Here is a 12,400-nt window from a genome sequence, read left to right as displayed (position 1 = left end):
TTGGGTCGAATTTTGAGCTGCCATAGCAGAAGAATCATTGATCGAAAAGGGTCCGCCCTGTTCGAGAGGCCGGCCGCACGTCGCCACCGTCAGCAGGCGGCATCCCCCGAAATTCGCAGTTGGAGAGGCGCACGCAACTTGGCAGCGCCCTCAATCATTGATAAAGCAGCGCAATATGCAGCAACATCAAGAAACTTGTTATGCTCTTCACGCAGTTTGAGTTTCTGTTCCTGTTCCTGCCGGTGACTCTGGTCGGTTATTTTCTGCTGGCTCGCTTTTTCGCCGCCCCTGTCGTGCGCCTCAGCTGGCTCGCCGCGGCGTCGCTCACCTTCTACAGCTATTGGGACATCCACTTCGTCCCGATCATCCTAATCTCCATCGCCTTCAACTATACGATGGGTCTGCTGATTGCCGGACAGACCGGAAAGCTCCGCACCGGCCTGTTTTCCGCTGCCATCACGCTCAACCTGGCCGCGCTCGCGTTCTACAAATATACGAATTTCGGCATCCAGATCCTCAATGCGATCACCGCGTCGAAGCACCCCTCGCTTGCGATCGTTCTCCCGCTTGGCATTTCGTTTTTCACCTTCACCCAGATCGCCTACCTCGCCGACGTCTATGGCGGGTATTCCGATGAACGAAGCTTTGTGAAGTACGGCCTGTTCGTCACGTATTTTCCGCATCTGGTCGCCGGCCCGATTCTCCATCACCGCGAGATGATGCCGCAATTCGGCTCGGAGGAGAGCCGACGGATTTCCATCGAGAAGGTCGCGGTCGGCCTTACGATTCTGACCATCGGACTTTTCAAGAAGTCGTTCATCGCGGACGGGTTCGGCCTGATCGCGAATCCCGTGTTCCACGCCGCCAATTCGAGCCACCTTCACCTGATGGACGCCTGGGGCGGCGCGCTCGCCTACTCGCTGCAGATCTACTTCGATTTCTCGGGCTACTCCGACATGGCGATCGGCATTTCGATCATGTTCGGGATCCGGCTGCCCTTCAACTTCGATTCCCCCTACAAATCGCTGAGCATCGTCGAGTTCTGGCGCCGTTGGCACATCTCGCTGTCGCGCTTCCTCCGCGACTATCTCTACATCCCGCTTGGCGGCAATCGCTACGGCGAGCACCGGAGAAACGCCAACCTCTTCGCCACCATGCTGCTCGGCGGTCTCTGGCACGGAGCAGGCTTCACCTTTATCATATGGGGAGCGCTGCACGGGCTGTTTCTGATCGTCAATCATCGCTGGGGCAAATTCGTCGCACAGCGACCGGCCCTCACCCGCCTGTCGGCGACCGCCTGGTATGCGGTGGCGGCGCTCTTGTTGACACAGTTCGTCGTGGTTCTGGCGTGGGTTTTCTTCCGGGCCGACAATCCGAATGCCGCGGTCAGGCTCATCAAGGGGATGCTCGCCCTGTCCAACCCGGAGAAGATCACGGCAACGAACCTCGTCGATCCGCGCCTCATGATCGCAATCCTGGCAGGCTATGTCGCCTGTTTCACCCTGCCCAACGTGAACACGATGTTCGAGCGCTGGAAGGTCGGACTGGACACCTACCACAACCCTCGTCCCTGGAGCATTCTGAACCTGAAGTGGCGACCGTCCCTGCCGTGGGCCATCGGAACTTCGATCGCGCTGGTGGCGGCGGTTCTGATGAACATCATCGCCGGAGACACCTCCCAGTTCCTCTACTTCCAGTTCTAAGCTATCACCGCGTGCACCGCAGTGCTTTGCGCTGATGTTAATGAGCATGGTTTCAGACGACCGCTGCATGGATGATCAACCGCGGCCACCGCTTTCAGTGCAGTCGATGGATTGCACGCGGCGTTACGTCACGACGGTTCTGGCGACCTCCGCGCTGGCCGGCTACCTGCTTCCCGCGACTCTTTTTCAACTAGCCCGGCCATTCGGCGCTACGAAAACTCTGCAGGATCTGGCTGAGTCCCAGCGAAAGAACCCCGGGCAAATCGTGCTTCCCTTTGATCTGCGCTACAATGCAGCGTTCAAGTTGGCGAGGCTCGAGCAGGAGCGTCCCGAAGTCATCTGGATCAGTTCATCGCGCGCAGGGTCGTTTCGTTCCGCCCATTTTGTTCCATACAGCTTCTACAATCTCTCGTTCACGGCTTGGACGACTGACCAGATGGTCGATCTGTTCGAGCGCGCCACACGGTTCGCGCCTCCCCGGGTCGCCATTCTCTCACTGGATCACTTCTTGTTTGCCGAGCGTTGGGAAGAATGGTTCGCTCTTCCACGAAAGATGCGTTACGATCTCGCGCTCACCTATGTGAGATCAAGCCTTTTGGATTTCGCGCGGACGGCAGCGCGCAATCCGGCGCCATTCCGGAACTACGCCAGCTCGCCGACGGCCTTCGTCGGCACCCAGTCCATCCTTCATGGGGAAGGCTTCCGCAGTGACGGATCCTACCTCTATTCACCGGCACATATTGCCGATGCGCGCTCACGTTACTTGAATGCCGAAACGCTCGCCGGGAGCCTTCCTCGCGCGCCAGGCGTGTCGTCACGGCTGAAACAGCCGATCGCTCGACTCGCGGAAATCGCGAAATCTCGCAAGGTAAAGCTCATTGGCGTTCAGTTGCCGTTCATTCGGGCTGGCGTTGATCTTCTAGATCGCGAACAGGACGGTCCTCAGAGGTTCGGTGCTTGGCGAGAGTTCGCGAGCAAGCAAACTCGGGACTGGATGCAGGAGATGGGAATCCGCTTCTTCGATTTGGCGCGCCTAACGATGGAGCATGAGACGGCCAGTTTCGTGGACGCCTACCATTTGGCGGAGGCCGGCGCCGCCCGAACGATGCTGCATTTGCTGAATGATCCGGATTTTGGAGCTGAGTTTCCGAGGATCGACCCCTCAGAGATCCGGCGATCACTCGCTTCTTCACCGCAAACCTGAGCACCATACAACGCTCTTTGGCCAGCACCTCTGAGTCGTCAGCTCGACACGTGGACAGTCAACGTCCGAATGTTGCTTGTTGGGGGCCAAGATGGCCGAGCTTTGCGGCAGGAGACGGAATGGATACAAGCCCGTGACCCGGTATATCGCGATAGTCATAACGCTGTTCGCTGCCGCGTTCGTGCCGCTGCTGGCGATGTTGGAATGGGCGGGCTGGCAATTGGGCGCCACGGTTCCGCTTTCAGTGATCGCGGCGGAGCAGTCACAAAGCGACCGGCTCGTCTGGCTTGGGACGTTCAAGGACTATGCCGCTTACAAGCTGGAGCGAATTAGGCGAACTCGCCCTGAGATCTTGCTGGTGGGAAGTTCCCGCTGCGGCCAAGCCCGCGAACAGATGTTTCGCCCCTATCGCAGCTATAACGCCTGCCTGACGGCTTGGCCTCTCGCGCACGTCGTAGATTTCGTCGATCGCGCGACCAAAGCTGCGAAACCGCGCGTCGTCGTCGTGGCGCTGGATTACTTCCTGTTCGACGATTCCCTTGCCGATGCCTGGACAAAGGAACGCACGATGGACTTCGCACAGGGGCTCGATGCACACCGGCGAGAGTTGCACAGCGTGGTAGAGTTCGTGATCCGGACTGGGGGAAACATCGAAGCAATCCGGTCCGCGCTCTTGATTCCGCAGTTCGATCCTGTGGACAACAACAAACTGGTCGGTCCAGAGGCGATTCGCGGGAAGTTCGGATTCCGCAAGGACGGCTCGGTCATAGTTGCCCCACCCTATCGAAGCGCATGGGCCGAGACGATGTCTAGAGGCGCTCAATACATCCTGTCGTTCTGGGGTACATCCCACCTCAGCGAAAGGCAGTTCCTGGAAGTCGATCGCTTGGCCCGACTGTCTCGCGAACGAGGCTTTTCGGTGGTTGCGATCCAATATCCGTTCCTGGAAAGCGCGGCAGCCTTCCTCGATACCGATGAAGCCTACCGGCCCTATTCTGGTCACTGGCGCGAGATCAGGAGTCCACAGACCGTCGAAAGATTTGCGCAGCTTGGCATCCAGTTCTTCGATATGAGCCGCACCGAGATATCGCGCGATTCCGGCAACTTCTTCGATCCCGCGCATCCCTCGGAAAGGGGCATGCTCAAGACCTACCTCGCCCTGCTGGACCGGACCGAGTTCAGCAAGCTGTTTCCGCGGATCGACCGCAGCGCCTTGGCAGCCGATCTCGAAAAGGGACAGGGTGAACAGTTCGATCTCTATCACTGAGGCATGCTGCGAGAGACTTGCGTCCTCCGAGGCTTTTCCGATTGGCCCGCCCACCAGCGAAGCAGTTCGTCTCTCGTCGGAGCATCCTCGGATCCATCCTCCGCCTGATTCGTCAGCAAAGATGCTGAGCATCGCGGAGAAAGGATGATGAGCTCTCCGGAAGCCGCATTCCAACGCGACCACACAACCGTAAGCTAACAGGACTGTTTGTGCTGCTGCGCACACCTGATAAAGAGACCGCTGGAAATGACCGCCGCCGGCCCCTCCATCGCTCCGATCGGGGGACCGTGCTTGTTTTTTCGCAACGAAATCAATGTCGAGCATGAAAGATGCAGATCGGAACGGGATTCGCGGTGCAGATGTGCCGGGCGACAGCGACGCTTTGCATCGGAGTTCCTCGGCCCGCGAATGACACGGTGGCCGATTATCCGACCTCAGCCCGATCGAACCGGAGGCGAATTCCTTGGATCAGGTGATCGATATGAGTGAGATGGATCTGGCCTGTCAGACTGTTCGCGCCTCCTGCGACTCCGGGCAGACGATTGCGTTCGTGTCCGGCAACTTCAACGTCGTGCACCCCGGACATTTACGGCTTTTGAAGTTCGCCGCCGAGCAGGCCGACGTGCTGGTCGTGGGCGTCAATCCCGATTCGACGCCTGGCGTGACCCTGGCGCAGGACATGCGCCTCGAAAATGTGCGTTCCATCGCCTTTGTGCACCATGTCGTGCGCTTGGAAACATCGGCGTCCGACTTCATCGCGCATCTGAAGCCGACGGTCGTCGTCAAGGGCAAGGAGTTCGAGGATCGCGCCAATCCCGAGCAGGAGGCCGTGGACGCCTATGGCGGACGGCTGATCTTCTCGTCCGGTGAATTGCGCTTTGCGTCGCTGTCGCTGCTGGAACGCGACGCCAACATCGACATCTCCACGGTCCGCAAGCCGCAGGAATTTCCCAGGCGCCACGGCTTCGAGATCGCGAATCTGAAGGATCTGCTCCGCAAGCTGTCCGGCATGCGGGTCGCCGTCATCGGCGACCTGATCGTCGACGAATATGTCACCTGCGATGCGGTCGGCATGTCCCAGGAGGACCCGACCATCGTCGTGACGCCGCTGATGACCCGCACCTTCGTCGGCGGCGCGGGTGCGGTTGCGGCGCATGCGCACGGGCTCGGCGCCGACGTGAAATTCTTCACCCTGGTCGGCGACGACGAAGCGGCGCGGTTCGCCCGCAACACGCTCGAACAGCATGGCGTCAACTTCAACGCCTTCACCGACCAGAGCCGGCCGACCACGCGCAAGCAGCGTTTTCGCGCGCTCAACAAGACGCTGTTGCGCGTCAATCATCTGCGCCAGCACGCGTCGGATGCCGACCTGCAGCGGCAGATGCTGACCTCGGTCGAGCGCGCCTTGAAGACCTGCGATCTGCTGCTGTTCTCCTGCTTCAACTACGGCTGCCTGCCGCAGGATCTGGTCGACGCGATCGCCGATCGCGCCCGCGCCCAGGGCGTGATGATGGCGGCCGACAGCCAGGTGTCGTCGCAGACCGGCGACGTCTCCCGCTTCAAGGGCATGACCCTGCTGACGCCGACCGAGCGGGAGGCGCGCGTCGCACTGAACGACTTCATTTCGGGTCTCGCCGTGATCAGCGAGCGGCTGGTCGAACGGGCCCGCACCAAGAATCTCGTGATCACGCTCGGCGCCGAGGGCGCGCTGATCAACACCATGGCGGACGGCACCTTCACCTCGGACCGCCTGCCGGCGTTCAATCCATCCCCGAAGGACGTGTCCGGTGCCGGCGACAGCTTCTTCATGGCCTGCTCGATGGGCCTGCGCGCGGGCGCCGATATCTGGCAGGCCTCCTATCTCGGATCGCTGGCGGCTGCCCTCCAGGTTTCCCGCGTCGGCAATCTGCCGTTGACGACGGCGGAATTGGTGCGGGAAATCGACGAGACCGGATTCAGCCAGGAGTAGGATGTCGTCATGCGTGCCCTCCTGCTCGCGGCGGGGATCGGAAGCCGGCTGCGCCCGCTGACCAATACGACGCCGAAATGCCTGGTGCGTGTGCACGACCGTCCATTGCTGGACTACTGGCTCGATCTCGTGTTCGAAGGCGGCATCGAGCGCGCGCTGCTCAACACACACTGGCTCGCCGAACAGGTGCGCGCCCACGTGGCGCAATCGCGCTGGCGGGACCGCATCGATCTTGTTCACGAAGATGAACTGCTCGGGACGGGCGGCACCGTGCTTGCCAACCGCGCCTGGTTCGGCGACCAGCCCTTCCTCGTGGCTCACGCCGACAATCTGACGGATTTCGACGTCGCGGGGCTGCTCGCCGCCCATCGCAACCGCCCGCCCGGCTGCATCATGACGATGCTCGCATTCCGCACCGATGATCCGAGCTCGTGCGGGATTCTCGAGCTCGACGATCAGCACAGGGTCATCGCCTTCCACGAGAAGGTCAAGAATCCGCCCGGGAACCTCGCCAATGGCGCGGTCTATGTATTCGATCCCGCCGTCATCGCCGACATCGCCGCGCTGGGAAAGCCGATCGTCGATCTCTCCACGGAAATCATCCCCAACTATTTGGGACGCATTTTCTGCGTGGAAACCAGCGGTTATCATCGGGACATCGGCAACCCGGAAAGCTTGCGCCGGGCCCATTTGGAGTTTAATCACGAACCACGCCGTGGCGGGGACGCTTGACGGGCGGGTTTCGCCGCCGGGCTGGTCACCTTCTTCTGCCAATTTGTATAAAGGTGCGCGCGACGCGCCAGCCGGCGACACGACAGGCGAGCCACGGGGATTGCTCAGATGAAGATATTCGTGACCGGAGCGTGCGGCTACAAGGGCAGCGTGCTCGTGCCGAAGCTCTTGAAGGCCGGCCATAAGGTCGTTGCATTCGACATCATGTGGTTCGGCAACTTTCTCGAGCCGCATCCGGATCTCACCGTCGTCCAGGGCGACGTCCGCAATCCCGACGCCATCGACCTGACCGGGGTCGACGCCATCATTCATCTCTCCAGCGTCGCCAATGATCCCTGCGGCGATCTCGACCCAAAGCTGACCTGGGAGATCTCCTGCCTCGCCACGATGCAGCTCGCCGATCGCGCCTATCGCCACGGCATCAAGCGCTTCATCTACGCCTCCTCCGGCAGCGTCTACGGCGTCAAGGAAGAGGAGCAGGTCACCGAGGATCTCGAGCTGCTGCCGATCTCCGAGTACAACAAGACCAAGATGTGCGGCGAGCGCATCGTGCTGTCCTACAAGGACGACATGGTGGTGCAGATCGTGCGCCCCGCGACCGTCTGCGGCTACTCTCCGCGCCAGCGGCTCGACGTCTCCGTCAACATGCTGACGATGCAGGCGCTGATGAACGGCCGCATCACCGTGTTCGGCGGCGACCAGACTCGCCCGAACATTCACATCGACGACATCACCGATCTGTATCTCTTCCTGCTCGATCATCCTGAGCACACCGGGATCTACAATGCCGGCTTCGAGAACATCTCGATCCTCGACATCGCCAGGCTCGTCACCAAGCACGTGCCGGCCGAGGTCATCGTGACGCCCTCGAACGACCCGCGCAGCTATCGCGTCAACTCCGATCGCCTGCTCGCGACCGGCTTCCGGCCGAAGAAGACGGTGGAGGACGCGATCAAGGAAATCATCGGCATGTACTCGCAAGGCCAGCTCAAGAACGACGACCGCTGGTACAATCTGAAATGGATGGAGAAGGAGGTCGTGAAATGAACGTCCTGGCCTTCAAGACCCCCGGCAGCCTGTTCGCCGACTACACCAGCCGCTTCAGCACCGTGCTGAAGGATTTCGACTGGAGCCCCGTCGAGAAGCTCGCCTATGATCTGCGCGACTGCTGGCAGACCGGCCGGCAGGTGTTCTTCTGCGGCAATGGCGGCAGCGGCGGCAACGCCAACCACCTCGCCAACGACTTCCTCTACGCGCTGTCGAAGACGCCCGGCTCCGGCCTGCGCGTGCATTCGCTGTCGTCGAACCCGTCCGTGATCACCTGCCTCGCCAATGACGAAGGCTATGACCAGGTGTTCTCGCTGCAGCTCGCGGTGCTCGCGCGCAAGGGCGACGTGCTGATCACCTTCTCCGGCTCCGGCAACTCGCCGAACATCCTGAAGGCGCTGGAAGAAGGCAAGAAGATCGGCATGACCAGCTATGCCGTGCTGGGCTTCTCCGGCGGCAAGGCCAAGGCGCTCGCCGACGTTCCGATCCACTTCGCGGTCGACGACATGCAGATCGCCGAGGACGCGCAGATGGTGATCGGCCACATGATCATGCAGTGGCTGTACGCCCAGCGCGGCGACATCATCACGACGCGCGAGGTCTGACGGGCAAGGACGATGGCTGCGAACGAAAAGTACCTGATCCTCGGCTCGAACTCGTTTTCGGGCGCAACCTTCGTCGACTTCCTGGCTGCGGCCGGTCACGACGTGATCGCGACCAGCCGCTCGGACGAGCCGCATGACGCGTTCCTGCCGTACAAATGGCAGAAGCGGGCCGGCAAGGTCCGCTTCCAGCGCGTCGACCTCAACCACGATCTCGATGCGCTGAAGGCGCTGCTGGCAGCCGAGCGGCCGACCCACGTCGTGAACTTCGCTGCGCAGAGCATGGTCGGCGAGAGCTGGCTGCATCCGGACCACTGGATGATGACCAACGTCGTCTCCGCGGTCCGGCTGCACGACATCCTGCGCAACTATGACGGCCTCGACCGCTACGTCCACGTCACGACGCCCGAGGTCTACGGCTCGACCGAGGGCTGGGTCCGTGAGGACGCGCCGTTCAATCCGTCGACGCCCTACGCGGTGTCGCGCGCGGCTGGCGACATGAGCCTGCGGACCTATTTCGCCAACTACCAGTTCCCGGTGGTCTTCACGCGCGCCGCCAACGTGTACGGTCCGGGTCAGCAGCTCTACCGCATCGTGCCGCGCACCATCGTGGCCGCGATGACCGGGCAGAAGCTCCGGCTCGACGGCGGCGGCAAGTCGATCCGCGTCTTCATCCACATGACCGACGTCTCGGACGCGACGGTGAAGATCGGGCGCAGCGGCAAGCTCGGCGAGACCTATCACATCTCGGGCTATGAGCTGGTCTCGATCCGCACCCTGGTCGAGATGATCCTGGCCAGGCTCGGCAAGTCGTTCGAGGATTGCGTCGAGATCGGACCCGAGCGTCCCGGCAAGGATACCGCCTATACGCTCGACAGCTTCAAGCTGCGCACCGAGCTTGGCTGGCGCGACACCTTCTCGCTGGAACAGGGCATCGACGACGTCATCGCCTGGGCGCGACGTTTCGAGGATGTCATGGCCAAGCTGCCGACCAAGTACGAACATAAACCCTGATCGAGACCCCTGCGCTTCCCCGAGGAAGCGCGACTGGAGAGCACGATGAACGTTGCAGTCCGGAGCACCGCGGCCAAGCCTGACGCCGCCGCCCTGAAGGCGCAGGCCGCAAGGCTGCGCGGCAAGATCATCGAGATGTCGCACAAGGCTCAGGCCGCGCATCTGGCCTCGTCGCTGTCCTGCGCCGATGCGATGACAGCGGCCTATTGGCATGTGCTCAACATCGACCCGAAGAACCCGAGCGATCCGCTGCGCGACCGCTTCATCCTCTCCAAGGGCCACGCCGCCGCAGCGCTGTTCGCGACCTTGGCGATGAAGGGCTACTTCCCGATCGAGGAGCTCGACACCTACTGCCAGGACGGCGGCCGTCTCGCTGAGCATCCGCCGGCCAACCTGCTGCCCGGCGTCGAGGCCGCGACCGGCTCGCTCGGCCACGGCCTGCCGCTCGGCTGCGGCATGGCGCTCGCCGGTCGAATCAAGGGCGAGAGTTTTCGCGTGTTCGCCCTTCTCTCGGACGGCGAGAACAATGAGGGCTCGGTTTGGGAGGCCGCGATGTTCGCCGCCGCCCAGAAGCTGGAGAACGTCTGCGTCGTCGTCGACTACAACAAGTGGCAGGCGACCGCGCGCTCCAACGAAACCCTGATGCTGGCACCGCTGCGCGACAAATGGGCCGCCTTCGGCTGGGACGCGCACGAGATCGACGGCCATGACGTCGGCGCGCTGGCGGAAGCCATGCAGAACATCCCGAACGGCTCGGGCAAGCCGGTGGCGCTGATCGCCCACACCGTAAAGGGCAAGGGCGTGTCGTTCATGGAAGACGACAACAACTGGCATTATCGCGCCCCCACCGCAGACGAAGTGACGAAGGCGTTCAAGGAGCTCGGCCTGTCATGAGAAACGCTTTCGCTGACGAACTGACCAAGCTCGGTAACGAGGACAGCCGCGTCGTCATGCTCTCGGGCGACATCGGCAACCGCCTGTTCGACAAGTTCAAGGACAAGCACCCCAGCCGCTTCTTCAACTGCGGCGTCGCCGAGGCCAACATGATGGGCGTCGCCGCCGGCATGGCCATGAACGGCCTTCGCCCGGTCGCCTACACGATCACGCCGTTCGTGACGACACGCTGCCTGGAGCAGATCCGCACCGACGTCTGCTATCACGAAGTCCCCGTGACCATCGTCGCGGTCGGCGCCGGCCTCGCCTATTCCGGCCTCGGCCCGACCCACCACGCCTGCGAGGACATCTCGTTCCTGCGCTCGATCCCGAACATGGTCGTGATCTGCCCGGGCGATGCCTTCGAGGTGCGCGGCGCGCTGCGCGCTGCGATGCAGCAGGACCGTCCGGTCTACATCCGCATGGGCAAGAAGGGTGAGCCTGTCGTTCACAAAGGCCCCCTCGCGGATTTCAAGATCGGCAAGGCGATCACGATCGAGGAAGGCTCCGACGTCTGCCTGCTCTCGACCGGCAACATGCTGCCGGAAGTCATTGAAGCCGCACACAGATTGAAGGAGAAGGGCATCTCCGCCGAGGTCGTCAGCTTCCACACCGTGAAGCCGCTGGACGAGGATAAGCTCAAGCAGGCCTTCAGCCGCTTCAAGCTGGTCGCGACCATCGAAGAGCATTCGCTGATCGGCGGCTTCGGCTCCGCCGTGTCCGAATGGCTCGCCGATACCGAGACGAAGCACCAGAAGTTCCTGCGCTTCGGCACGCCGGATGCGTTCTTCAAGAAATCAGGCGAACAGGAATATGCCCGCGAGGTGCTGGGACTGACCGGCCACCAGATCGCGGACAAGATCATCCACGCGTTGAGCTGAGACATCACATGAAGACCCAAGCTGCCCTCCTGGTCCAGACCGGCCAGCCGCTCGTGCTGGCCGAGATCGAGACCCCCGCCCTCAAGCCGGGCCAGGTGCTGGTCGAGATCGCCTATTCCGGCGCCTGCGGCACCCAGGTGATGGAGTGGCGCGGCGACAAGGGCGAGGACAAATGGGTGCCGCATTGCCTCGGCCACGAGGGCACCGGCACGGTGATCGAGGCCGGCAGCGCCGTCACCAAGGTCAAGGTCGGCGACAAGGTCGTGCTGTCCTGGATCAAGGGCACGGGCATCGAGGCTGGCGGCGCCGTCTATGACTGGGATGGCAAGAAGGTCAACGCCGGCGGCGTCACCACCTTCCAGCGCCACGCTGTCGTCAGCGAGAACCGCCTGACCCTGCTGCCGCCGGACCTGCCGATGGATGTCGCGGTGCTGCTCGGCTGCGCTGCGCCGACCGGCATGGGCGCGGTCTACAACGTGCTCAAGGTGCAGCCCGGCGACGCAGTCGCCGTGTTCGGCACCGGTGGCATCGGCCTGAACGCGCTGATGGCCGCCGCGCTGGCCGGCGCGATGCCGGTGATCGGCATCGACCCGAACCCGACCCGCCGTGCGCTTGCCCAGATCTACGGCGCAACTCATGTCATCGATGCATCCGGCGACGTGCTGGCCGAGATCAAGAAGATCGTGCCGCAGGGCGTTGATCTCGCGGTCGAATCCTCCGGCATTCCGGCCGTGATGGAGCAGGCGATCAATTCCACCCGTCAGCAGGGCGGCCGCGCGGTCGTGATCGGCAACGCCAAGCATGGCGCGGCGCTCACGCTGAATCCCGGCGTCTTCAACCAGGGCAAGAGCCTGCTCGGCACCTGGGGCGGCGACAGCGTTCCGGATCGCGACTACGGCCGCTACGGCCGGCTGCTGAGCTCCGGCCGCTTCCCGGTGCGGGATCTCTTGTCGAAGCCCTACAGCCTCGCCCAGGCCGACCAGGCGCTGCAGGATCTGGCCGCCGGCAAGGTCGGCCGTCCGCTGATCGACATGTCGCTGCGTTAAGT

General features: G+C 62.5%; 11 protein-coding genes. All 11 read left to right on the top strand.

Translation table 11 applies throughout. From position 1 onward, the window contains the following. The first annotated feature begins 200 nt into the window (after positions 1-200). Positions 201-1,703, top strand: coding sequence for an MBOAT family protein (locus QW861_RS08725; RefSeq protein WP_315753223.1), 1,503 nt, complete (start codon positions 201-203; stop codon positions 1,701-1,703). A gap of 67 nt (positions 1,704-1,770) precedes the next feature. Continuing rightward, on the top strand, positions 1,771-2,907 hold the full coding sequence (locus tag QW861_RS08720) for a hydrolase (protein WP_315753224.1): 1,137 nt from the start codon (positions 1,771-1,773) through the stop codon (positions 2,905-2,907). Positions 2,908-3,040: 133 nt separating this feature from the next. Further along, complete coding sequence (locus QW861_RS08715) at positions 3,041-4,174, top strand: hypothetical protein (RefSeq protein WP_315753225.1); 1,134 nt, start codon at positions 3,041-3,043, stop codon at positions 4,172-4,174. Between the two features lie 481 nt (positions 4,175-4,655). Further along, on the top strand, positions 4,656-6,143 hold the full coding sequence (locus tag QW861_RS08710; protein WP_409977946.1) for a PfkB family carbohydrate kinase: 1,488 nt from the start codon (positions 4,656-4,658) through the stop codon (positions 6,141-6,143). 9 nt (positions 6,144-6,152) lie between these two features. After that, the gene (locus QW861_RS08705) at positions 6,153-6,875 is read left to right on the top strand and encodes a nucleotidyltransferase family protein (RefSeq protein WP_315753226.1); all 723 of its coding nucleotides are present in this window, start codon (positions 6,153-6,155) and stop codon (positions 6,873-6,875) included. Between the two features lie 108 nt (positions 6,876-6,983). After that, entirely contained in the window at positions 6,984-7,922 is a 939-nt protein-coding gene (locus QW861_RS08700; RefSeq protein WP_315712796.1) for an SDR family oxidoreductase, read from the top strand. Next, on the top strand, positions 7,919-8,527 hold the full coding sequence (locus tag QW861_RS08695) for an SIS domain-containing protein (protein ID WP_315712798.1): 609 nt from the start codon (positions 7,919-7,921) through the stop codon (positions 8,525-8,527). Before QW861_RS08700 ends, QW861_RS08695 begins: the two co-directional genes overlap by 4 nt. A 12-nt stretch (positions 8,528-8,539) precedes the next feature. After that, positions 8,540-9,538, top strand: coding sequence for an NAD-dependent epimerase/dehydratase family protein (locus QW861_RS08690; protein WP_315753227.1), 999 nt, complete (start codon positions 8,540-8,542; stop codon positions 9,536-9,538). 45 nt (positions 9,539-9,583) lie between these two features. After that, positions 9,584-10,432: a transketolase gene (locus QW861_RS08685; RefSeq protein ID WP_315753228.1), complete on the top strand. Its 849-nt coding sequence runs from the start codon at positions 9,584-9,586 to the stop codon at positions 10,430-10,432. Beyond that, a complete protein-coding gene (locus QW861_RS08680; protein WP_315753229.1) occupies positions 10,429-11,352 on the top strand; it encodes a transketolase family protein in 924 nt (307 codons plus the stop codon). Before QW861_RS08685 ends, QW861_RS08680 begins: the two co-directional genes overlap by 4 nt. An 8-nt stretch (positions 11,353-11,360) precedes the next feature. Continuing rightward, entirely contained in the window at positions 11,361-12,398 is a 1,038-nt protein-coding gene (locus QW861_RS08675) for a zinc-binding dehydrogenase (protein ID WP_315753230.1), read from the top strand. Positions 12,399-12,400 lie beyond the last annotated feature (2 nt).

This window comes from Bradyrhizobium sp. SZCCHNRI1029 (genome assembly GCF_032487555.1).
Classification (GTDB): Bacteria; Pseudomonadota; Alphaproteobacteria; order Rhizobiales; family Xanthobacteraceae; genus Bradyrhizobium.
This window is presented reverse-complemented; position numbering and strand designations above follow the sequence as displayed.

Excerpts from the sequence above, each read along its gene's own strand:
- QW861_RS08690 (WP_315753227.1), top strand. The coding sequence starts at position 8,540 with ATGGCTGCGAACGAAAAGTACCTGATCCTCGGCTCGAACTCGTTTTCG.
- QW861_RS08725 (WP_315753223.1), top strand. The coding sequence starts at position 201 with ATGCTCTTCACGCAGTTTGAGTTTCTGTTCCTGTTCCTGCCGGTGACT.
- QW861_RS08710 (WP_409977946.1), top strand. The coding sequence starts at position 4,656 with ATGAGTGAGATGGATCTGGCCTGTCAGACTGTTCGCGCCTCCTGCGAC.
- QW861_RS08680 (WP_315753229.1), top strand. The coding sequence starts at position 10,429 with ATGAGAAACGCTTTCGCTGACGAACTGACCAAGCTCGGTAACGAGGAC.
- QW861_RS08695 (WP_315712798.1), top strand. The coding sequence starts at position 7,919 with ATGAACGTCCTGGCCTTCAAGACCCCCGGCAGCCTGTTCGCCGACTAC.
- QW861_RS08700 (WP_315712796.1), top strand. The coding sequence starts at position 6,984 with ATGAAGATATTCGTGACCGGAGCGTGCGGCTACAAGGGCAGCGTGCTC.
- QW861_RS08675 (WP_315753230.1), top strand. The coding sequence starts at position 11,361 with ATGAAGACCCAAGCTGCCCTCCTGGTCCAGACCGGCCAGCCGCTCGTG.
- QW861_RS08705 (WP_315753226.1), top strand. The coding sequence starts at position 6,153 with ATGCGTGCCCTCCTGCTCGCGGCGGGGATCGGAAGCCGGCTGCGCCCG.
- QW861_RS08685 (WP_315753228.1), top strand. The coding sequence starts at position 9,584 with ATGAACGTTGCAGTCCGGAGCACCGCGGCCAAGCCTGACGCCGCCGCC.
- QW861_RS08720 (WP_315753224.1), top strand. The coding sequence starts at position 1,771 with ATGGATGATCAACCGCGGCCACCGCTTTCAGTGCAGTCGATGGATTGC.